The organism is Phenylobacterium sp., from assembly GCF_025351295.1.
In the GTDB taxonomy this organism is placed as follows: domain Bacteria; phylum Pseudomonadota; class Alphaproteobacteria; order Caulobacterales; family Caulobacteraceae; genus Phenylobacterium.
Window position 1 is genome coordinate 95,336 of record NZ_JANXWD010000115.1, and the last position, 20,330, is coordinate 115,665.

Consider the following 20,330-nt stretch of genomic DNA (forward strand, 5'->3'; position numbering starts at 1 on the left):
GGTCGAAGCCGGGCCCCGTCTGGCCCTCAGGCGCTACATTTTCAGGGGCGTGAGGTAGCCGGTGAGTTCCAGGTAGCCGCGCCCGTCCGGCGCGCTGACCGCCCCTTCCCAGTAGACGGGGCCGCCGGCGCGGCGGCTGTCGAGCTCCTGGTCGTCGAACATCGGCGTGAGACGCCACCGGCGCGGGCCGCTCTTGAGCGTCAGGGTCAGCGTGCGGGCGACGGGGTAGTCAGCCCCCGTCCGGGGCGAACGCCAGCGGCGATCGGTCGCGAAGGTGACGGCCGCGCGGCCGAGGGGTTCCGGGACGCCGCCAGCGGGACGGTACGAGCCGCCGGACCAGATGGCGCGGCCGCCGGCGTCGCGGATCTGGAAGGCGGTCAGCGCCGCGCCGTCCTGCAGGTTCAGGCCAACCCAGTCCCAGCCCACGGCGGTTGGATCGAGCAAGGTCGAGGACCATTCGCGGTCAAGCCAGGCCTCGCCGGTGACCGGCGCGCGGTGGCCGTTTCGCAGGACCGTGCCGGTCACCATCAGGTGCGGGACCGAATAGTAGTAGCTCGCCTGCTGCGGCTTCGGCCCCTTCTGGCTGTAGCCCGCCAGCCCCTGCGGGAGCGGCGGCTGGGTGGGGGCGAGCGTCAGGTCGAGGGCGAAGTCGTGGCCGGCGACGTGGGTTCGGTAGCGGCCGTCCGGGCCACGCTGCAGCGTCCAGTCCTGCAGGGTCAGGTCGGTATCGCCCACGGCGGCTTGCGCCAGGCCGAAGCCGGCTCGGGCGATGCGCTGGTCATGCAACAGATGCTTGACGGTCGGATCCGATAGGGCGGCATGCGCGAACAGGATCTGCCTGGGCGCGAAGGCGCTGGGATTGGCGGGATCGACCGCGGGACGGGTGCGGAAGAAGGTGACCTGGAAGCCGAGCTCCTGGCGGTCGGCGCCGCGCAGCCATCCGGTGACATACCACCACTCGGTGCGGAATTGCGGGTGCGCGCCGTGATCGACGGGGAAGCTGAGCGCCGGCCCGGGGCGCACGGGCGGATAGGGCGGGACGGCCGGCGTGGCGGCGGTCGTGAGGATGGCGGCGAGGGCGAGGAGCCGCTGGACGGCAGGGCGCATCACCAATCCTCGCGGACGGCGTTGACGGCGCTGGCGGCCGTCGCGCTGCGGCCCGACAGGACCGCGGTGCCGGCGGCGGCGGCGATCAGGGCCATGGCGAGGCTCCCCAGGAGCAGCCAGGGCAGGCGCGTCTCCATCGTCCAGTTGAAGGACTGCGGGTTGATCACATGGATGAGCACCTGGCTCATGGTGACGCCGAGGCTCAGACCCGCGGCGACGCCGACGGCGCCCAGCAGGGCCCCCTCGATGGCCAGCATCGTCAGGAGTTGCCCACGCCGGACCCCGATGTGCCGCAACATCCCGAACTCCTTGGCGCGCGCCAGCGTCTGGGCCGAGAACGTCGCCGCCACCCCGCTCAGGCCGATGCCGATCGCGATGGCCTCCAGAGCGTAGGTGGCCGCGAAGCTGCGGTCGAAGAGCCGCAGGGCGATGGCGCGGATCTGTCGGGGCTGGGCGAAGCTGACCTCGGTCGCGAGGCCTGGGGGCAAGGTCTCGCGCAGCGCGCGCATCACGGCGGCGGGCGCCGCGCCGGGCTTGAGGTCGATGGCGGCTTCGCCACGGCCGGCGTCGCCGGTGAGCCGGGTGTAGTCAGTGTCGGTGATGGCGATCGCCCCGAACTGGCGGGCGTAGTCGCGCCAGATTCCGGCGACAAACACCGGCCGCGCCACGCCGCCCAGCGCCAGGGGGAAGGTGTCGCCGACGCGGCGGTCGTAGAGCCGCGCCATGGGCTCGGAAAGCCAGACCGGGACCGCACCGGCGGGCGCGGCGCGGGTCCGGCCGAGGATCGGCAAGGTCCGCTCGGGATGCGCTGCGTCGATGGCGGTGGCGGTCAGTGCGACCGGCGGTCGGTCGGCGCGCAGTCGCAGCAAGGTCGTGCGGCGAAAACTGATGTGCGCCACGCCCGGCGCCGCGGCCAGGGCGCGCTGGGCGGCCCGGTCCAGCCCGGCGTCGGCGCTGTCGAGGCGAAGGTAGACGTCGGACGGCAGTATCTGGGTCAGCCAGCTCTCCACCGATCCGCGGAAGCTGGAGACCATGGTGGCCATGGCGACCATCAGGCTGACGCTGGCGACGATGCCGCAGAGCGCGACGGCGGCCTGCCCGGGCGCGCCCCAGAGACGCGCGATGGCCAGCGCCAGCGGTGGCGCGGGCCTGGACAGATGCCGCAGCGGCGCGAGCAGCCTCCGCGCGAGCCAGGGCGTGGCGGCCACGCCGCCCGCCAACATCAGCGCCATGGCGGCGTAGCCGGCCAGGGGCAGGCCCAGGATCGGCGGCGCCAGCGCCGCCGCGGCGCCCGCGCCCAACAGGCCGGCGCCGAGCGCGGGCGAAGGTCGGCGCTCGGGATCGATGACGTCGCCCGCCGTTTTCAGAGCGATGGCGGGCTGTGCGCGGCCGGCCTCCAAGGCCGGCAGAAGACTGCCGGCCAGGGCGACGGCGACGCCCAGGCCCATGAACACGGCGGCGGCGATCGGGGCGAAGGCGAGATGGGGATGCGATCCGGCGAAGACACCGCCACCGAGGTCGCCGCCGAGCAGTCGAAGGGCGAGGCCCGCCAAGCCGAAGCCGAGCGCGATTCCCAGGGCGGCGCCGCCAACGCCCACAGTGGCGCCTTCGATGAACAGCTGGGTCAGCAGGCCGCGCCGCGCGACGCCCAGGACCCGAACCAGCGCGAACTGCGGCCGCCGCAAAGTCACCGAAAGGGATTGGGCGGAGTAGACCAGGAAGCCTCCGGTCAGCAGGGCGACCATCGACAGCATCTCCAGGTTGACGCGGTAGGCGCGCGAGAGGCTATCGCTGCGCTGGGCGGCGTTGTGGGCGGTGACCAGCTCAGCGTCGGCGGGCAGGACCCAGCTCACCGCCGCCTCCACCGCCTCGCGGTTGGCCGCCGGGGCGAGCTTGAGATCGATGCGCTGCAGACGGCCAAGCTGGCCGAACCGCCATTGGGCGGCGGCAATATCGACGACCCCTAGCCCCTGGCCCTCGCCGGCGCCGGCCAGGGGCCCGGCGATGCGGAAGGTGGCGGTTCGCCCGGCGGCGGTCAGTGTCACGCTCTCTCCGGCGCGACGGCCAAGCGCGGCCAGCGCCGCGCGGGAGAGCGAGATCGTGTCCGCGTCGAACGGTGACGCCTGGCTACCGAAGGCCGCGCCGCTCACCGGGCTGGCGATGAGGCTGGGCGTGGCCTGCGCGGCGCGCAGGATGTCGACGCCCAGCAGCGTGATGTCGCGCGCGGCGCCATCGGCGCCTCGCGCGTCCAGCTCGACGACCGGGCTAGCGACGGCGACGCCGTCCAGCCGCGCGAGGATCGGGTAGAGCCCTTCGGCGAAGCCGGCGGCGGACACGCTGTGGACCTGCAGGTCGGCGTCCCCATTCACCGCTTGGAGGGCGCGCCCGAACTCGTCGAGCGCCGAGCGGTTGACCAGATGCACCGCGAAGCCCAGCGCGACGCCGACCGCGATCGCCAGGATCGCCAGGACCACCCGGCCCGGCCGGGCGCGCCATTCGCCGGCGATCATCCAGCGCAGGACAAGGCCGCTCGGGCGCCCGTCAGCGCGCATGGCGGGCCGTCAAGCCCAGGGCCGACAGCACGAGGGTGCGATCGGCGATGGCGGCGGCGCGCTCGGAATGGGTCACGATCACCGCCGCCGCGCCGAGGTCGCGGACCTGGGCCTGGAAAAGGTCGAGGATCCGGTCTCCGGTCTCAAGGTCGAGGTTTCCGGTCGGCTCATCGGCAAGGATCAGGGCCGGACGGTGGACGAGCGCCCGCGCGATGGCGATGCGCTGGAGTTCGCCGCCCGAGAGTTGTGCCGGAAAGGCCCCGCCTCGGCCGGCCAGGCCGACCTGGGCAAGCAGGCCCTTGGCGCGCGCGACCGCGTCGGCGCCGCGCGCGTGGGCGAGCACCAGGGGCAGCGCGATGTTCTGCGCCAGCGTCAGGTGCGGCAGAACGTTAAAGGCCTGGAACACGAAGCCGATGTTGTCGCGCCGCAGGCGTGTCCGGGCGTCGTCGTCCAGGCCGGTCAGACCGAGACCGCAGACCGCGATCTCGCCGGCGTCGGCCGTGTCGAGGCCCGCGATCAGATTGAGCAGGGTCGATTTGCCGACGCCGGATTCGCCCATGATGGCGACCACCTCGCCGGGAGACACCGTCAGGTCGAGGTCAGCAAACAGCCGACGCCCGCCCGGCACGGACTTCTTCAGGGCGGTGACCGCAAGGGCCGGAGGTTTCAGGGCGGAAGACACCACGCTTCATAACGCAGCTTTGCACGCGAGCGTGATGCTCTGAGCCCGTACCCGACCCTTGTCTCGGCGCCGGGCCGCGATGGCGCGGCGCCAGGTCACAAACAGGTCGCAGAATTCGGCAAATCGACGCCAATTCCCGAACGCCTCTAACAAGTTTATTTCGTTGAACATCAAATTGTTGAAACGAACTGACCTGAACTGAAACAGTAAATCAGAGACCTAAGACCATCTTCGCCATGATGTTATGCTGGATTTCGTTCGAGCCCGCATAGATCGAGGTCTTGCGGTAGTTGAAGTAGTTGGGCGCGATGGTCGCGGCATAGTCCGGCCCGGCGCGGAAGGTGTTGCCGCCGGGCTGCAGCATCTCCCAGGTGTCGCGCACGAAAGGCTGGGCGTAGATGCCGGCCGCCTCCAGCGCCAGTTCGGTGATCGCCTGCTGCATCTGGCTGCCCTCCAGCTTCAGCATGGAGGAGACCGCGCCCATCGCGTCGCCGTTGGCGCGGCCGGCGAAGATCCGCAGTTCGGTGGCGTTCAGAGCCTCGACCTTGATCTCGACCTCGCAGAGCTTCCGGCGAAAGTCGGGGTCGTCGATCATCGCCCCGCCCCGGTCCGCGCGTTCCAGGTTGGCGATCGTCTTCACCTTGCTCATCTGGGCCGACAGCCCCGGCGCGTAAGCGTTGCCGCGTTCGAACTGCAGCAGGTACTTGGCGTAGGTCCAGCCCACGCCCTCCTCGCCGATCCGGTTGCTCATCGGCACGCGGACGTTGTCGAAGAAGGTCTCGTTGATCTCCTGCTCGCCCTCGGCCGGGCCATCCAGCGTCGGGATCGGCCGGATGGTGATGCCCGGCGTGCGCATGTCGATCAGCAGGAAGGAGATACCCTTCTGGCGGATGTCCTCGTTGGAGGTCCGCACCAGGCAGAACATCCAGTCGGCCCATTGCGCCAGGGTCGTCCAGGTCTTCGAGCCGTTAAGGACATAGTGGTCCCCGTCCCGCTCGGCCTTCAGGGCCAGGGAGGCGAGGTCCGAGCCGGAGCCCGGTTCGGAATAGCCCTGGCACCACCAGACGTCGGTGCTGAGGATCCTGGGCAGGTGCTGCGCCTTCTGTTCCGGCGTGCCGAAGGCCATCACCACCGGCGCACACATCCGCAGGCCCATGTTCGAGGTCGAGGGCGCGCCGGCCAGGGCCATCTCCATGTCGAAGGCATACTTCTGGCCCAGACTCCAGCCGGTACCGCCGTATTCGGCCGGCCAGTCGGGCGCGATCCAGCCCTTCGCGCCCAGGCGCTTCAGCCAGCGGACCTGGGCGGCCTTGTCGAGGTGGTTATTCTTGGACTGGGCCAGCTTGGCCCGCATGTCGTCGTCGAACGCCTCGGCGATGAAGCCGCGCACCTCCGCACGGAAGGCCAGGTCCTCAGGGGCGAAGTCCAGGTCCATGGCGAGTCAGCCGACGCCGTCGAGGTATTCGACGTCCGGGCGGCCGGCCAGCACGGCGGCGAACTTCGGCCCGGCGGCCTTGAAATACGCCGTGCCGCCGTGGTGGGTGACCGCGTCCTGGTCCGTGTAGAGTTCGAGCACCTTGTAGGTGTTGGGCTCGGCCCGGCTCTTGGTCAGCTGATAGGCCAGGTTGCCCGGCTCATTGGCGCGCACCTGCATGGCCAGTTCGGTGAAGAAGGTCTCGAACTCGTCGGCCTTGCCGTCCTGGATCTTGATCGTCGCAACGATGCCAATGGTCATCCCGTTCTCCCAACGCTTGTTTGAACGGACGGTAGAGGCGCGCGCGAAGGCGGGCAACCCCACGCCTCTACAACGGATGTCATCCCGGTTTCGCGGCACGCGAAAACCGGGACCCACGAGCGCCAGGGCCGGCGCCGCGGCGATCGGGACCGGCAAGCGGAGCTTATGGGTGGATCCCAGTCTTTGGCTGCGCTAAAACCGGGATGACACGGTGTTTTGGAGTGGGCGCTAGCGGCGCTCGTTCCAGCCGGTGGCGACCCAGTGGTGGCCGCCCAGGTGGCGGGCTTCGATGACGTCGCTGTCGCGGCGCCGCGCGCGGACCGTGCGGCGGGCGCGGAGCGCCAGGGCGGCGAAGCCCAGCAGGGCGGAGGTCATCAGGGCGATGACGGCGACGGTGGCGGCGGCGAACACCGCCAGGATCGCACCCACGATGACCGCGGCGATGGTGGCGAGGCCGGCGGCCAGGGCGGCCAGACTGCTCAGGGTCGAACCCTGGTTCGCGGCGAAGTCCTTGACCATGGAGGCTCCTAGAGGGCGTCCCGTGAAGTGCTTATCTCAGCACGCCGGTTCCCGGCGTCAACCACAACTGCGGCAAAGGGCGATTTTGCGGCGCTCATGCCGCCCCTTCCAGCCGCATTGCCTTGCGGTCGCGCACGATCTCGTCATAGGCGGCGTTGATCGAGGCGGCCTTGGCCTCGGCGACCTCGACGAATTCCTGCGGCAGGCCGCGCGCGCGGGCCCGGTCGGGGTGGGATTCGGAGAGGTGAGCGCGCCAGGCGGCGCGCACCGCCTCGTCCGGCGCGTCTGGCGCTACGCCCAGGATCACGTAGGGGTCGTCGTTGGCCGCGCCAAGGTAGGTGGCCTTCAGCCGGCGGAAGGTGAGCGGCGACTGGCCGAACAACTCGCTGACCCGCGCCAGGTAGCTGAGCTCGTCGCCGGTCACCACGCCATCCGCGGCGGCGATATAGAACAGGCCGTCGAGCACGTCCTCCAGCAGCCGCGGGCAGCCGCCATAGCGCTTCTTCAGCCGGCGCGCATAGCCCTCGAAGCCGCGAGTGGTCTGGCGGGCCAGCTGGTACAGGCGGCGGATCGCGCCCTCGCTGCCGGCGTCGGCCCGGAAGATCACCGAGAACACGTCGTATTCCTCGGACTGGGCTTGGCCATCGGCCTTCGCCAGCTTGGCGCCCAGGGCGGTCACGGCGGTGGAAAAGGCGGGATCCGCGCCAGGCAGCCCCGGCGGGCATTCCTCGCACTCGGCCTCATCGACCCCACGCACGGCCAAGCCGGCTATTTTGCGCCAAAAGCTCATTTCGCTGTGGCAAGCCTTACGTCCGCCGCGACCGCATGACAATCACACCCAGAGGTTAAGTTTTGGACAGGCGGGCCGGCGTGGGGCGCTTCACCTTCTGGATCGACCGGGGCGGCACGTTCACCGACGTGATCGGTCGCGGGGACGACGGGGCCGAGGTTTCGGTCAAGCTGCTGTCCGCCTCGCCGGCCTATGAGGACGCCGCGGTCGAGGCGATGCGGCGCATGCTCGGGGTCCCGGCCGGCGCACCCTTCCCCGCCGCGCGGGTCGCGGCGATCAAGATGGGCACCACCGTGGCGACCAACGCGCTGCTGGAGCGGCGCGGCGCGCGGACGTTGTTCGTCACAACCGAGGGTTTCGCCGACAGCCTGCGGATCGGCGACCAGGCGCGGCCGGACCTGTTCGCGCTAAACATCGTGCGGCCGGCGCCGCTGTATGCCGGGGTGGTCGAGGCGGTCGAACGGCTGGCGGCGGACGGTGCGGTGGTGACGCCGCTGGATGGCGAGGCCCTGCGCGCGCGGTTGGAGGCCGCCGTGGCGCAGGGGTTCACCTCGGCCGCCATCGCCTTCCTGCACGCCGACCTCAATCCGGCCCACGAGCAGGCGGCCGGCGAGATCGCGCGGGCCGTAGGCTTCGCGTTCGTGGCGCTGAGTTCCGAGGTCTCCCCCCTGCCCCGGTTCATCCCGCGGGCCGAGACCACCGTGGCGGATGCCTATCTGACACCGGGGCTGCAGGCCTATGTGCGCCGGGTCGCCGACGCGGTGGCCGGCGCGCCGCTCTATTTCATGACCTCGGCCGGCGGGCTGGTGCGGGCCGAGGCGTTCCGGGGCCGCGACGCCGTGGTCTCGGGGCCGGCCGGCGGGGTGGTGGGGGTCGCGCGGACCGCTGAGCAGGCCGGCGCCCCGGCGGTGCTGGGCTTCGACATGGGCGGCACCTCCACCGACGTCTGCCGGTTCGCAGGCAGCCTGGAGCGGCGCGACGCGGCGAAGGTGGCGGGCGTGAAGCTGCGCAGCCCGATGCTGGACGTCGAGACGGTGGCGGCCGGCGGCGGCTCGATCCTGGCCTTCGACGGCATGCGCGCCCGCGCCGGCCCGGCCAGCGCCGGCGCCGATCCGGGGCCCGCCTGCTACGGGCGCGGCGGGCCGGCGGCAGTCACCGACGCCAACCTGGTGCTTGGCCGGCTGGATCCGCGGTTCTTCCCCGCGGTGTTCGGGCCCGGGGGCGACGCCCCGCTGGACGCGGCGGCCAGCCGGGCGCGGCTGGGCGACCTCGCGGCGGCGATGGGCGCGGACAGTGTGGAGGCCGCCGCCGAGGGCTTCGTCGCGGTCGCCGTCGAGCAGATAGCCCAGGCCGTGCGCCGCATCTCCACCGAACGCGGCTTCGACCCCCGCGACCACGCCCTGGTGGCGTTCGGCGGCGCGGCGGGCCAGCTGGCCTGCCAGACCGCCGAGGCCCTGGGCGTCGATGCGGTGCTGTGCCCGCGCTACGGCAGCGTGCTCTCGGCCTGGGGGATCGGCCAGGCGCAGGTGACGGCGCTGCGGCAGGCGGGGGTGGAGGCGGCGCTGGAGGCCGCGGGGGTGTCCGCGGCGGAGGCCGTGCTGGCCGGGCTGGAGGTTTCGGTCCAGGCGGATATGGCGGCGCAGGGGGCCGAGGCGGGCGAGGTACGGCGGACGCTGCGGCTGCGCTACGACGGGGCGGATGCGGAGTTGCCGGTCGCCTTGGCCGACGCCGCGACCGCCAAGACCGCCTTCGAGGCGGCCCACCAGCGGCTGTTCGGGTTCGTGGAGCCCGGACGGGCGATCCTGATCGCGGCGGTGGAGTGCGAGGCGCGCGCTTTCCCTCCCCTTCATGGGGAGGGACAGGCCGCGCAGCGGCCCGGGTGGGGACGTGGGGATCAAGTGCTGACGCTGCGTTCCGGCCCACTGTTCCCCACCCCGACGGCTTCGCCGGCTGCCCCTCCCCATGAAGGGAAGGGAAAGGCGCGCATGTTCGCGCTCGGCGCGTGGCATGACGTCCCCGTGGTCACGGCCGAGGCGTTAACGACCCTCGACGGCCCGGCCCTCATCGTGCGCCCGGACACCCAGATCGGCCTCCTGCCCGGCTGGCGCGCCACGTCCGCGAAGGACGGACTGATCCGCCTGACCCGCACCGCGGCGGCGGCCCGCCGCGCCATCGCGCTCGACCGGCCCGACCCGGTCACCCTGGAGCTGTTCAACCGCCGGTTCATGGGGGTTGCGGAGGCCATGGGCGCGGCGCTGGAGCGGACGGCGCATTCGGTGAACATCAAGGAGCGGCTGGACTTCTCCTGCGCGCTGTTCGACGCCGACGGCGGGCTGGTGGCCAACGCCCCGCACATGCCGGTGCACCTGGGCAGCATGGGGGCCAGCGTCCGCGCCGTGCGCGACCGGCATCCGAACCTGCAGCCCGGTCAGGCCTTCGCGCTCAACAACCCCTATGCCGGCGGCACGCACCTGCCGGACATCACCGTGGTGATGCCGGTGTTCATGGATCGCGCCAGCGCCCCCTCCCCCGCTTCGCGGTCCCCCTCCCCCGTCGAGACGGGGGAGGAACTTCAGCCGTCGTTCTACGTCGCCGCCCGGGGGCATCATGCCGACGTGGGCGGGATCCAGCCGGGGTCGATGCCGCCGTTCTCGCGCACCCTCGACGAGGAGGGGGTGTTGCTGGACGCCCTGCCGATCATGGCGGACGGGCGGTTCCTGGAGGCCGAGACCCGCGCCGCGCTGCTGGCCGGGCCATGGCCGGCGCGCGCGCCGGACCGCAACCTCGCCGACCTCAAGGCCCAGGTCGCCTCGTGCCAGGCCGGTGCGGCGGCGGTGGCCGGGATGATCCGCACCCATGGCGCCGACGCCGTCGCCCGCTACATGGGCTTCGTGCAGCAGAACGCCGCCGAGGCGGTGCGCCGCGCGGTGGGCCGGCTCCGCGACGGCGCGGCGCGGGTCCCGGTGGACGGCGGCGGCGAGATCGTGGTGCGGACCACGGTGGATGCGGCCGCGCGGACCGCGACGCTGGACTTCACGGGGTCGGCCGACCAGCTCGGCTCCAACTTCAACGGGCCGTCGGCGATCGTCGATGCGGCGGCGCTCTACGTCTTCCGCACCCTGGTGGACGACGACATCCCGCTGAACGCCGGCTGCCTGGAGCCGCTGAACATCCTGACCCGGCCGGGCTCGATGCTGGACCCGCGCCCCCCGGCCGCGGTGGTGGCCGGCAATGTCGAGACCAGCCAGCACCTGGTGGACGCGCTCTATGCCGCCCTGGGGGTGATGGCCAACGGCCAGGGCACCATGAACAACTTCACCTTCGGCGACGAGGACCGGCAGTACTACGAGACCATCTGCGGCGGGGCCGGCGCCACCGCCACCGCGGACGGGGCCAGCGCCGTCCACATCCACATGACCAACTCGCGGCTCACCGACCCGGAGATACTGGAGCGCCGCTACCCGGTGCGGGTGGAGGCGTTCGGCGTCCGCGTGGGGTCCGGTGGTCTGGGCGCCCACGAGGGGGGCGACGGCGCGCGCCGGCGGATCCGCTTCCTCGCGCCGATGCAGGCGGCCCTGCTGTCCTCGCGCCGCGAAAACGCGCCCCAGGGCCTGGCCGGCGGCGGGCCCGGACTGCCCGGCCGGCAGCGTTTGATCGCCGCGTCCGGCGCGGCTAGAGAACTTCCCGGCTGCTTCTCCGTTACGGTGCAGGCTGGCGATGCGATCGAGATCGAGACCCCTGGGGGCGGCGGGTTCGGGTCGGCGGCCTCGCTCTGAACAAGATCAACGGCTTCAAGGACCTGAATGACCCCCTTCGCGATCGCCCTGGCCCTGTTCGCCCAGGCTCCAGACCCCCCCCAGGCCGCGCCCGCTGGCGCGCCGCCGGCCGCCGAGGCCCCGGCCGCGCCGGAGGACCGCCTGCCGCGCGGCGCGCCCAAGGACGACTACCCGTTCGTAGCCTGGTGCTATGGCGCGCTGCGCGGCTACCTCGACCTGCATGACGAGATGATGCCCGAGGTCACCCGCATCGAGAGCCAGTTCCGCAAGCCGGGCACCCGGCTGGAGGACGACCTGAAGGTCTATGCCGACCTGCAGAAGGAGAGCCGCCTGCGGCTGAAGGTGTTCCAGGCGGCGCTGACCGCGGCCGAGAAGGCCTCGGTGCGGCCGATCAACACGCTCGGCGGCGCGGCCGTGCGCCAGGGCGGCACGATCTGGAACACCGGCCCCGAGGTCACCAAGGCCCGCAAGGCCCAGGAGTGGATGAGCTGGGCGCTGCCCGCCCGCTGCGACACCGTAGCCGCCAGCCTGGAGACCCGCGCCAAGCTGCTGGGCGCGACGTTCCGGGTGAACGCGGAGCCGGCGACGCCGGCCGCTGAAACCGAAGCGAAACCCACTGACGCGCCGGCAGCCGAGACCACCGCCAAGCCGGAACCGCCGAACGCCGCCCAACCCTAGACTAGGATCGTCGTCCCACGGTCAGCCGAAGGCTCATCCGTGGAATGACGGCGGTTGTGGGGGTTAGCGCGCCAGAAACCCCGCCAGCCGCGCCAGGCCGGCCGCGTTCTTCTCCGGCCGGGCGGCGAAGCACCAGCGCAGCCAGCCCTCGCCCTCCGGGCCGAAGGCGGCGCCGGGGGCCAGGCCCAGGCCGACGTCGCGGATCAGCTCCTTGCAGAGCGCCACGGAGTCTGTGCAGCCCGCGACCCGGAATAAGGCGTAGAAGCCGCCGTCAGGCTGCGGCGCCTCGATCCCCGGGATGGCGCGCAGGCCGGCCAGCACCTGTTCGCGCGCGGCGATCAGCTCGGCGCGGACGCTGGCCACATAGGGTTCGCCGTGGTCCAGGGCGGCCTTGGCGCCCTCCTGGATGAAGTCCGGCGCGCAGGAGGTGTTGTACTCGATCAGCACCCCCAGGCCGTCGATCAGGGCCGGCGGCACGACCATCCAGCCCAGCCGCCAGCCGGTCATCCGCCAGGCCTTGGAGAAGCTGTTGGTCCCGATGATGCGGTCCTCGAGCGTGGCCAGCGGCAGGAACGAGGGCGCCGAGGGCCGGTCGAAGGTCAGCCGCTCATAGACGTCGTCGCAGACCAGCCAGATGCCGTACTGGCGGCACCGCGCCAGGATCGCGGCGCGGTCGGCCTCCGGCAGCATCCAGCCGGTGGGATTGTTGGGCGAATTGAGGATCAGCATCCGGGTGTCCGGCGTCAGGGCGTCCATCAGCCGGTCAAGGTCCAGGCGCCAGCGGCCCTGGGCGGGCTCCAGCGTGACCATCTCCACCCGCGCCGAGAGGATCTTCGGAATCTCCGGCACATTGGGCCAGCTCGGCCCCAGGACCACCGCGCGATCGCCCGGCGAGATGACCAGCTGCGACGCCAGCATGACCGCATTGACGCCCGAGCTGACGATGGCCAGCCGGTCCACGCCGATGGCGGTCCCGTGCAGCCCTGTGAGGTAGGTCGACAGCGACTCGCGCACGTCCGCCCGGCCGAGATTGTGGGTGTAGTAGGTGCGGCCGTCCAGCAGCGCCCTGGCGGCCGGCTCGCGGATGAAGTCCGGCGTCGACTGGTCGGATTCGCCGAACCAGAATGCCAGGATATCGTCCCGCCCGAGGCCGGCGTTCGCCACCTCCCGGATCTTGGACATGCGGAGCGTCTGCACCTCGGGGCGCGGAATCGGCGGGAACATGGCGTCAGACATAGGCGAGGCGGCGGCCGCGCGAAACGGCCGCCTGCGGCAAACCGGACCTAGTTGGCCGGCCCGGTGATCGGCCGGGCGTCCTGCCAGCGATAGGGCAGCGTGTCGGGCGTCACCTGCACCTCGGTGGTGAACTTGAACGGGTACTTGCCGCCGCTCGGGTAGGTGACCTCGACGAACCACGCGGTGTAGCCGGCCGGGGGCGCCTCGACCCGGGCGACGAAGGTCTTGTCGCCGCGCGCCGGAACGAGGCTCGAGGTGAACGTCCGGCCGATGGTCTGGACGCGGAAGTCGCGGGCCTTGGGGTTCGTCGCCTGCCAGAGGCGGACCTCCACGCCCTCCGCGCCCCGGACCGTGATCGCGCCGTCCTTGCCCACCTGCCAGGTAAAGTCCGGGATCGGCCGGCCGCTGATCAGGGCGTCGTACCAGGCGGTGATGCTGTCGGTGACGTCGGTCCCAGCCAGGGAATGGTTGGCGTTGGGGATCATGCGCAACCGCTTCTGCTGTGGCAGCAGATGATAGGAATAGCGCGTGTTGTCCGGCGGAAAGTATTCGTCGCCAACCGCGTTGACCACATACTTCGGGATCTTCATCCGCGGCCGGTCGCGATAGTTCAGCGGGTCCTCGATCCGGTTCACCTCGACCATCGGCGACTTGCCGATCCGGCCCGGGATCAGGCCGTGGTCGACGTAATCCTGCAGGGCCGGCGAGAAATAGCCCATGGCTTCCCAGTGGTGGCGGGTGGTGGCGTCCACATCCAGGACGTTGATCACCAGGGGGGCCATCCCGATGACACGCCGGTCCAGCAGTCCGACCAGCCACGTCGTCCAGCCGCGCTTCGAGGCGCCCGCGACCACGAAGCCGTCCACCTTGATGTGCTCCGTGGCCAGATATTGCTGCACGGCGGTCATCGCGGCGGTCCCGCTCTTCACCATCGGCAGGCGCAGCAGCGCCTCGGGGTCGGCGCCCCTGGTGTAGCGGGCCTGGAGGTAGGCGATGATGTCGTCCTCGACGCGGGCGCGGTCGGGACTGTCGGGGAAGCGCATGGGCTGGTTCGGAACCTGCCCCAGTTCCGCGACCACCGAGTTCGTGTCGGTGGCGATCTTGGCCAGGTAGCTGGTCGGGCCGGACGGGGCAGGGTCGGTGTTGGCGCCGCCGTCGATGAACAGCATGGCCTTGTCATGGGCGACCTTGTCGGGGACGGTCACCCGCAGCCAGTGTTTCCAGACCGAGCGGTCGGTCTGCCCGGCCGACAGCCAGGTCTGCGAGGTCAGGGCCAGCACCGCGCCGTGGTAGCCGGGACCGGTGAAGGTCTTCTCGACCCGCCAGGCGAAGCTGGGATCGGGTCGCGCCACATAGGCGTCGAGCACATTCGGCGGGTTCGCCGCCGCCGGCCCGCCAGCCAGCGCAAGGGCGGCGATCGTACCGGCCAGCAGCTTGAGCATCATCTGTCCCTCCCCAGGGCGGGCGCAGCTTGCTGGAGGCCGGCCGGATTGGAAAGGTCAGAGCTTCCGCTTCTGGGCCAAAGCCGTACAGCTGGCCGAGCCGATGTGGCCCTGTTCGTCGTGCAGCAGGCAGTCGGCGACCGCGACGCCGTCGGTGGCGCCATGAGTCAGGGTCTCGAACCCGATCCATTCGCTGACCGGCTCGCGGTGGAGATAGACCGTCACGTCGGTGTTGATGTAGCCCAGCCCCTGGTCGCCGCCGTTGGCGAACGGGCTGGCGAAGTCGGCGGCCACGGCGACGCGGGCGAAGGGGGTCAGCGGCACGCCATCGACCAGCTCGCGCAACTCGGCCATCCAGGTGCGGCGCGGGCCCTTGCCGCGGAATTCGCCCAGGAAGGGCCGCATGTCCCACATGCCGCCCAGCGGCCGTTCCGGCGGTGGCGGGACGTCAGCCGGGGCCGGCGCGTCCCAGGGCTCGCGCATCCAGACGCTGCCGGGGGGGTTCTCGGTCCAGCGCAGCAGCTGGCAGGTGGCGCGCCCGGCGCTGACCCCGCCGGAGATGAACTCCGCGTCGATCACCTTGATCCGGTAGCCGTCCTTCACGACGCGGGTCACGACTTCGACCGGCGACAGGTCGGGCAGCTTGTACATGTCCACCGTTAGCCGGGCCGGCATGTACTCGGGTGCGCGGTGGCGGCGCTCGATCTCGGCGCCCAGCAGGCCCACGATCACCCGGCCGTGCAGGGAGTTCGGGTCCCACGGGCCGACCCCGGCGCGGGTGGGGACGAACAGGTCGCCGTCTTTTCGAAAGAAGGGTTCGTTGGCCATGACGGGCGCGAACCTGCCGGAGTCGGTCAAGCTTGGCTAGGCGCCGCCGCCAACGGGGCCTCGGGCGGGGCCTTGCGCGCCACGATCGTCGTCACCGCCATGTCGCCGGTGACATTGCCCAAGGTGCGGAAGATGTCGGGGACCACCTCCACCGCCAGCAGGATCGGCAGCAGGTCGATGGGCAGGCCCAGCGCCAGGCAGATCGGCGCCACGCTGACGATGAACGACACCTGCCCCGGCAGGCCCACCGAGCCGATGCTGACCGCCAGGGCCACCAGCACCCCGCCGACGTACTGCAGGGTCGAGGGATGCAGGCCATAGACCTTGGCCACGAAGATGCAGACCGACAGGTTGACGGCCGGGCTGGTCATCCGGAACACCGCCACCGCCAGGGGCAACACCAGGTTGGCCACCCGCGGCGGCGCGCCCAGGTCGTCGCGGGAGCGCTCGATCATCGCCGGCAGGCAGGCCAGGGACGACTGGGTGGCGAAGGCGGCCACCAGCACCGGCGAGGTCGCCCGCGCCCAGCGCCCGACCGGCACGCGCCCGACGGCGATCGCCAGGCCATAGGCGATGATCGCCACCGCCAGCCCGCTCAGCGACGCGGTGACCACATAGTGGCCAAGCACGCCGGCCGCCCCGACCCCGGCGCGCAGCCCGACGCCCAGGCCGAGCGCGAAGACCCCGATCGGCGCGGCCTGCAGCACCCAGCGGACGATGACGATCATCGCCTCGCCCAGGCCATTGAACACCTCCAGCAGCGCCCGGCCGCGTCCGTCCGGCAGGCGGGTGAGCGCAAAGCCGGTGAACACCGCGAACACCACCACCGGCAGGACGGCGTCCTCGGCGGCGGCCTTGATCGGGTTGGCGGGGGCCAGGCTCTTCACCCAGGTGACGAAGTCGGGCGCGATGGGCGTGCCGACAGGGGGCGCCTGGGCCCCGGCCCGGAGCGCCGCCGAGGATGCCTCGCTGACCGGCCAGACGGTGAGCAGGCCGTTGACGAACAGCACCGCGAACACTGCCGACAGCAGCAGCAGGACCAGGAACCAGGCCACAGCCCGCATGGCGAGCCGGCCGGTGGCCGCGGCGTCCGACACCTGGGCGATGCCGGTCACCAGCACCGCGAAGATCAGCGGCACCACGGTCATCCTCAGCGCATTGAGCCAGAGCCCGCCCAGCGCCTCGACGCCGGCGATGACCTTGGCCGCGCCCGGCCCGCCGTAGACGGCCGCCACGGCGCCGACGCCCAGGCCGACGACCAGGGCGATCAACACCTGCACGCTCAGGGATCGAAGGAATTTCAAAAGCCGCCGCCTCTACTGCCCGGCGGCGATCTGGCCTGCGGCGCGTCCGCACCGCAAGCTAAGTTGTCAGGCCATCCGGCTCCGATAGCGGACCGACAGCGCCGCGGGCATCGAGGGGTCGCCGTCGCGCAGCCGCGCGGCGACATCCTGCAGGGCGGTGTCCTGGTCGCCGAAGCGCGCCAGCTCGCAGCCCTCGCTGCGGACGATCCACCCGTCCTGGTCCTCGACGACTTCGTAACGCATGACAGTCCCGGTTGCTTGCGACCGGGCGTACGGCACCGGGCGCCTGCAACAATTGCGCCCATCGTCGCAGGAATTTCAGCGGGTTCGGGCCGGAACCTCGACGTCGCAGACCGAGAAGGCCGCGCCCCTGGCCCGCCTCAGCGCCGACACCCGCCTGGCGAACGCCGGACCCCGTTCGTCCATCACCTCGATCCGCGGCTGCTCGGCTTTCGGCAGGTCGGCGGCCACCCGCACCTTGAGCATGCGGTCGGGGCTGCTGGGCGGCTCGCCGATCGCCACCGCCCGCACCACGTCCAGGCCCACCACCGCCCGGCCGACGACGGTGTAGTCGTGATCCAGCCTCCGCGCCGGGGCGCGCATGAAGAAGATCTCGCTGTTGGCGCTGCCCGGATCGGCCTGGCGGCCCATGCCCATCACGCCGGAGCAATAGGCGCCCCAGGCGCGCAGGCGACGATCGGTCCCCAGCGCCTGTTCCGCGGCTGAGACGCCCTGGAACGGCGTAGCCCCCACGAACCCCTCCTGGGCGTCGCCGCGCGACACCACCACGCGCGCCGCAGACGCCGGCAGGCGGAAGCTGAACTCCGGCGGCAGGTCCGGGTGGCTCGAGACCCCGCCATCCTTGTTGTTGGGATTGCCGGTCTGGTCGACGAAGCCGTCGATCACCCGATGGAACAGCAGGCCGTCGTAGACGCCTTCGCGGGCCAGCAGCTTGATCCGCGCGACGCCCTGCGGCGCGAGGTCGGGGCGCAATTCCACCACGATCCGGCCCTTGCTGGTCTCGATGACCAGGGTGTTGTCGCGGTCGAGCGGGCGCCAGTCGCGCGGCGCGGGCGCTGCGCCCAGGAGCGCCACCGCCGCCAGTCCGATCGCCACTATCCGAAGCATGTCCGTCGCGCCCACTCATTCCGATCTGGCGATGATCTTTCCCGTTTTCGGGTCTTTGTCTCCGAAATGGAAGGCCTATCTTGCCTCTCGAAAGCGGCGCGGCAGGGTTCGCGCCCGAAGGGAGTAACATCATGATCGAGCGCAGACCGTTCGACGGGCTCGGTGGGGCCGACCACGGCTGGCTGAAGGCCCGCCATCACTTCTCGTTCGCCAACTATCATGACCCGCAGAAGATGGGCTGGGGCCCGATCCGGGTGTGGAACGACGACGAGATCGCCCCCAACTCCGGCTTCCCGCCGCACCCGCATGCCGACATGGAGATCGTCACCTACGTCCGTCAGGGCGCGATCACCCACAAGGACAGCCTGGGGAACGAAGGCCGCACCGAGGCCGGCGACGTCCAGGTGATGAGCGCCGGATCGGGCATCCGCCATGCAGAGTACAACATGGAGGCCGGCCCCACGACGCTGTTCCAGATCTGGATCGAGCCCAAGTCGCGCGGCGGCGCGCCCAGTTGGGGTGCGCGGCCGTTCCCGAAGGGCGCCCGGGCCGGCAGGTTCGTCACCCTGGCCAGCGGCCTGCCCGGCGACGCCGACGCCCTGCAGATCCGCACCGATGCGCGGGTGGCCGGGGCCACGCTGAAGGCCGGCGAGACCACCGAATATGTGCTGGGCAAGGACCGGCACGCCTATCTGGTGCCGGCGGTCGGGTCGGTGGAGGTCAATGGGGTCTGGCTCGGGACCCGGGACGGCGCGGCCGTCAGCGACGAGGCGGTCCTGCGGGTCACGGCCCTGGAGGACGCCGAAGTCGTCCTTGTCGACGCAGCCTAGGAGGACAAACTGGGACGGGGGGTTTCAAGCCCTCCGTCTCGGCGTCGCCCCCGTCTCGCGCTGTGCGCTGGGGGAGGATCGGGTGCGATTGGGCCCGCGGCGGGGGCGGCCGCGGGCCCGTTCGCACGTCCGCTGATCGAAGGGAGAGCTAGCGGGCGGCGAAGGTGGTGGAGGCTTGCTCGAGCCGGGCGCTGCGGATCGCCGCCAGCTTTTCGTTGAGCTCGACCTTCACCCCGACGAGGCAGTTGGCGTGGGCGCCGACGGCCCGTTCGGAGAGGCAGAACTTGCGGCCGGCGACATCGGCGCGCTGGTTGTAGGCGGCGACGCCTTCAGGGGTCAGGAGGTTGATGTCGGCCACCTTGACCACAGTCTGGGCGTGGGAGGCGGTGGCCAGGGCGGCGATGGGCAGGGCGGCCAGGGCCAGCATGGCGAAGCCGGAGATCTTAGAAGCGAAGTCGGTCATTGTCGTGTCCCTCGAAGCGGTTTGTGCGTCCGACGGTGTTGTCCGCCGGCGAGGAAACGAATACTTCGAGACGTCGATTAATTCTCGTGAATACGAGGTAATGACGGGGATTTAAGATAATTACAGACGTTTAATACTTTAACGCGATGTAATCTTCCATCCCGACCCAGGCCCAGGCCCGCGGCAGCGGGCGTCCGAGCCGGAACCTCAGTGGAGCGCCATCGGCGTGACGACGGTCTCGTGCCACTCGCCCTCCGCGTCGCAGACCAGCACCGGCCAAGGGGTCTCGATCAGCCGCACCCAGTCGCTGGCGGCGGCCAGGGCTTCGTCGCGCGTGCCATAGGCGCCGAGATCGCCGCATTCCACGTCCTGCAGGACCCAGAAGCCGCTGCGCGCCCGTACGGTGAAATCGAACATGCACTGGTCCTCAACCCATGGGCATTGTCGCGGAACGGGGTTTCCCAATCACGAAGACCAGGGGCCGCACGGGCTGCGACCAGAGCGCGCAGGGTGGGCCGCCGGGAACCAAGGCCAAGGTTGGCGCATTGACCGCGTAGGATTGCGATCGGGGAAGTCCGCCAGATGACGCGCAACGTACCCGCGACATTCAGCCGATGTTCAACTAGACCTTGGTGAGATGAGCGGATGCCCGACGACTTTTCCTCTCCCGGCGCTGGAGGCCTCGCGATGACCATACCCGCGAGCCTCGCCGGCCTGCGCGTCCTCGTCGTCGAGGACGAGATGATGGTCTCGATGCTGATCGAGGACATGTTGAGCGACCTCGGCTGTGTCGTCGTCGGCCCCGCCTCGCGCCTCGACGAGGCGATCGAACTGGCCGGGCGCGCCGAGATCGACTGCGCGGTGCTGGACGTGAACCTGGGCGGTCAGCCGATCTTCCCGCTGGCCGACCTGCTGCGGGCCAAGGGCGCGCCGTTCGCCTTCGCCACCGGCTATGGTGACGCGGGCCTGCGGGAGGTGGATCGGGGCTCGCCGGTATTGCAGAAGCCCTTCCGGGAGGGCGACTTGGCGCGCGTCCTGGCCGAGCTGCGCGACCGGTCCGCCTAGAGGCTAGAGATAGGCCAGCGCGTGTCCTGCGACGCCGCTGAACAGCAGGCCCAGCGAGCCCGCCAACGCCGCCACTGAGAGCAGGATCTTCACGGCTTTGGTCTCCTCGTCCCCGGCAATATCGCCGTTAGGTGAGGAGATACCGTTAAGCGCCAGCGGCCGCCATGACCGTTTGCGCATAGCTGTTCTGCGGGT

At 71.1% G+C, this 20,330-nt stretch carries 20 protein-coding genes; 4 read left to right on the top strand and 16 right to left on the bottom strand.

Translation table 11 applies throughout. The annotated features are described in order from the left end of the window. Positions 1-33: 33 nt before the first annotated feature. The 7 genes from Q0R13_RS16780 to Q0R13_RS16810 form a co-directional block, all read right to left on the bottom strand. On the bottom strand, positions 34-1,107 hold the full coding sequence (locus tag Q0R13_RS16780) for a carotenoid 1,2-hydratase (RefSeq protein WP_293906019.1): 1,074 nt from the start codon (positions 1,105-1,107) through the stop codon (positions 34-36). Then, the gene (locus tag Q0R13_RS16785) at positions 1,107-3,659 is read right to left on the bottom strand and encodes an ABC transporter permease (protein ID WP_293906022.1); all 2,553 of its coding nucleotides are present in this window, start codon (positions 3,657-3,659) and stop codon (positions 1,107-1,109) included. The genes Q0R13_RS16780 and Q0R13_RS16785 overlap by 1 nt, the downstream gene beginning before the upstream one ends. Beyond that, the gene (locus Q0R13_RS16790) at positions 3,649-4,287 is read right to left on the bottom strand and encodes an ABC transporter ATP-binding protein (RefSeq protein ID WP_293906024.1); all 639 of its coding nucleotides are present in this window, start codon (positions 4,285-4,287) and stop codon (positions 3,649-3,651) included. Before Q0R13_RS16790 ends, Q0R13_RS16785 begins: the two co-directional genes overlap by 11 nt. Before the next feature lie 265 nt (positions 4,288-4,552). Next, positions 4,553-5,776, bottom strand: a complete 1,224-nt coding sequence (locus Q0R13_RS16795; RefSeq protein ID WP_293906026.1) for an acyl-CoA dehydrogenase family protein — start codon at positions 5,774-5,776, stop codon at positions 4,553-4,555. Between the two features lie 6 nt (positions 5,777-5,782). Next, a complete protein-coding gene (locus Q0R13_RS16800; protein WP_293906028.1) occupies positions 5,783-6,076 on the bottom strand; it encodes a putative quinol monooxygenase in 294 nt (97 codons plus the stop codon). A 228-nt stretch (positions 6,077-6,304) separates the two neighbouring features. Then, positions 6,305-6,595 (bottom strand): hypothetical protein, encoded by a 291-nt coding sequence (locus Q0R13_RS16805; RefSeq protein ID WP_293906030.1) that lies wholly within the window; start codon positions 6,593-6,595, stop codon positions 6,305-6,307. Between the two features lie 94 nt (positions 6,596-6,689). Beyond that, positions 6,690-7,385, bottom strand: coding sequence for a DnaJ family molecular chaperone (locus Q0R13_RS16810; protein WP_293906032.1), 696 nt, complete (start codon positions 7,383-7,385; stop codon positions 6,690-6,692). 80 nt (positions 7,386-7,465) lie between these two features. Here Q0R13_RS16810 and Q0R13_RS16815 point away from each other — a divergent pair, with 80 nt between their 5' ends. Both Q0R13_RS16815 and Q0R13_RS16820 read left to right on the top strand, forming a co-directional pair. After that, positions 7,466-11,161: a hydantoinase B/oxoprolinase family protein gene (locus Q0R13_RS16815; protein ID WP_293906034.1), complete on the top strand. Its 3,696-nt coding sequence runs from the start codon at positions 7,466-7,468 to the stop codon at positions 11,159-11,161. 27 nt (positions 11,162-11,188) lie between these two features. Continuing rightward, positions 11,189-11,839 carry a hypothetical protein gene (locus tag Q0R13_RS16820; RefSeq protein WP_293906036.1) on the top strand — a complete coding sequence of 217 codons (651 nt, stop codon included), beginning with the start codon at positions 11,189-11,191 and terminating at the stop codon, positions 11,837-11,839. Positions 11,840-11,902: 63 nt separating this feature from the next. On the opposite strand, the gene Q0R13_RS16825 is transcribed toward Q0R13_RS16820, so the two are convergent. The 6 genes from Q0R13_RS16825 to Q0R13_RS16850 all read right to left on the bottom strand — a co-directional run bounded on the left by Q0R13_RS16825 (position 11,903) and on the right by Q0R13_RS16850 (position 17,777). Next, positions 11,903-13,075, bottom strand: a complete 1,173-nt coding sequence (locus Q0R13_RS16825; protein ID WP_366853132.1) for a pyridoxal phosphate-dependent aminotransferase — start codon at positions 13,073-13,075, stop codon at positions 11,903-11,905. Between the two features lie 47 nt (positions 13,076-13,122). After that, positions 13,123-14,520 carry a PhoPQ-activated protein PqaA family protein gene (locus Q0R13_RS16830; RefSeq protein WP_293906041.1) on the bottom strand — a complete coding sequence of 466 codons (1,398 nt, stop codon included), beginning with the start codon at positions 14,518-14,520 and terminating at the stop codon, positions 13,123-13,125. Between the two features lie 54 nt (positions 14,521-14,574). Continuing rightward, positions 14,575-15,345 (bottom strand): acyl-CoA thioesterase domain-containing protein, encoded by a 771-nt coding sequence (locus tag Q0R13_RS16835; protein ID WP_293906043.1) that lies wholly within the window; start codon positions 15,343-15,345, stop codon positions 14,575-14,577. A 26-nt stretch (positions 15,346-15,371) separates the two neighbouring features. After that, entirely contained in the window at positions 15,372-16,649 is a 1,278-nt protein-coding gene (locus tag Q0R13_RS16840; protein ID WP_293906046.1) for a dicarboxylate/amino acid:cation symporter, read from the bottom strand. A 66-nt stretch (positions 16,650-16,715) separates the two neighbouring features. Further along, the gene (locus tag Q0R13_RS16845) at positions 16,716-16,892 is read right to left on the bottom strand and encodes a hypothetical protein (protein WP_293906049.1); all 177 of its coding nucleotides are present in this window, start codon (positions 16,890-16,892) and stop codon (positions 16,716-16,718) included. Between the two features lie 75 nt (positions 16,893-16,967). Continuing rightward, positions 16,968-17,777, bottom strand: coding sequence for a peptidylprolyl isomerase (locus Q0R13_RS16850; protein WP_293906051.1), 810 nt, complete (start codon positions 17,775-17,777; stop codon positions 16,968-16,970). A 131-nt stretch (positions 17,778-17,908) separates the two neighbouring features. On the opposite strand from Q0R13_RS16850, the gene Q0R13_RS16855 reads away from it, so the two are divergent. Continuing rightward, positions 17,909-18,607, top strand: coding sequence for a pirin family protein (locus Q0R13_RS16855; protein WP_293906053.1), 699 nt, complete (start codon positions 17,909-17,911; stop codon positions 18,605-18,607). A 148-nt stretch (positions 18,608-18,755) separates the two neighbouring features. Here Q0R13_RS16855 and Q0R13_RS16860 read toward each other — a convergent pair whose 3' ends face one another. Both Q0R13_RS16860 and Q0R13_RS16865 read right to left on the bottom strand, forming a co-directional pair. Then, on the bottom strand, positions 18,756-19,070 hold the full coding sequence (locus Q0R13_RS16860) for a UrcA family protein (protein WP_293906055.1): 315 nt from the start codon (positions 19,068-19,070) through the stop codon (positions 18,756-18,758). Between the two features lie 207 nt (positions 19,071-19,277). Further along, a complete protein-coding gene (locus Q0R13_RS16865) occupies positions 19,278-19,487 on the bottom strand; it encodes a hypothetical protein (protein WP_293906058.1) in 210 nt (69 codons plus the stop codon). Positions 19,488-19,757: 270 nt separating this feature from the next. On the opposite strand from Q0R13_RS16865, the gene Q0R13_RS16870 reads away from it, so the two are divergent. After that, positions 19,758-20,135 (top strand): response regulator, encoded by a 378-nt coding sequence (locus Q0R13_RS16870; protein WP_293906060.1) that lies wholly within the window; start codon positions 19,758-19,760, stop codon positions 20,133-20,135. Between the two features lie 3 nt (positions 20,136-20,138). On the opposite strand, the gene Q0R13_RS16875 is transcribed toward Q0R13_RS16870, so the two are convergent. Beyond that, positions 20,139-20,330 (bottom strand): hypothetical protein (locus tag Q0R13_RS16875; protein ID WP_293906062.1); only part of this gene is annotated, 192 nt, incomplete at its 5' end.

Coding starts and splice junctions, on each gene's coding strand:
- Q0R13_RS16810 (WP_293906032.1), bottom strand. CDS start 7,385: ATGAGCTTTTGGCGCAAAATAGCCGGCTTGGCCGTGCGTGGGGTCGAT.
- Q0R13_RS16835 (WP_293906043.1), bottom strand. CDS start 15,345: ATGGCCAACGAACCCTTCTTTCGAAAAGACGGCGACCTGTTCGTCCCC.
- Q0R13_RS16800 (WP_293906028.1), bottom strand. CDS start 6,076: ATGACCATTGGCATCGTTGCGACGATCAAGATCCAGGACGGCAAGGCC.
- Q0R13_RS16825 (WP_366853132.1), bottom strand. CDS start 13,075: ATGTCTGACGCCATGTTCCCGCCGATTCCGCGCCCCGAGGTGCAGACG.
- Q0R13_RS16830 (WP_293906041.1), bottom strand. CDS start 14,520: ATGATGCTCAAGCTGCTGGCCGGTACGATCGCCGCCCTTGCGCTGGCT.
- Q0R13_RS16780 (WP_293906019.1), bottom strand. CDS start 1,107: ATGCGCCCTGCCGTCCAGCGGCTCCTCGCCCTCGCCGCCATCCTCACG.
- Q0R13_RS16820 (WP_293906036.1), top strand. CDS start 11,189: ATGACCCCCTTCGCGATCGCCCTGGCCCTGTTCGCCCAGGCTCCAGAC.
- Q0R13_RS16795 (WP_293906026.1), bottom strand. CDS start 5,776: ATGGACCTGGACTTCGCCCCTGAGGACCTGGCCTTCCGTGCGGAGGTG.
- Q0R13_RS16855 (WP_293906053.1), top strand. CDS start 17,909: ATGATCGAGCGCAGACCGTTCGACGGGCTCGGTGGGGCCGACCACGGC.
- Q0R13_RS16870 (WP_293906060.1), top strand. CDS start 19,758: ATGACCATACCCGCGAGCCTCGCCGGCCTGCGCGTCCTCGTCGTCGAG.
- Q0R13_RS16865 (WP_293906058.1), bottom strand. CDS start 19,487: ATGTTCGATTTCACCGTACGGGCGCGCAGCGGCTTCTGGGTCCTGCAG.
- Q0R13_RS16850 (WP_293906051.1), bottom strand. CDS start 17,777: ATGCTTCGGATAGTGGCGATCGGACTGGCGGCGGTGGCGCTCCTGGGC.
- Q0R13_RS16785 (WP_293906022.1), bottom strand. CDS start 3,659: ATGCGCGCTGACGGGCGCCCGAGCGGCCTTGTCCTGCGCTGGATGATC.
- Q0R13_RS16805 (WP_293906030.1), bottom strand. CDS start 6,595: ATGGTCAAGGACTTCGCCGCGAACCAGGGTTCGACCCTGAGCAGTCTG.
- Q0R13_RS16860 (WP_293906055.1), bottom strand. CDS start 19,070: ATGACCGACTTCGCTTCTAAGATCTCCGGCTTCGCCATGCTGGCCCTG.
- Q0R13_RS16845 (WP_293906049.1), bottom strand. CDS start 16,892: ATGCGTTACGAAGTCGTCGAGGACCAGGACGGGTGGATCGTCCGCAGC.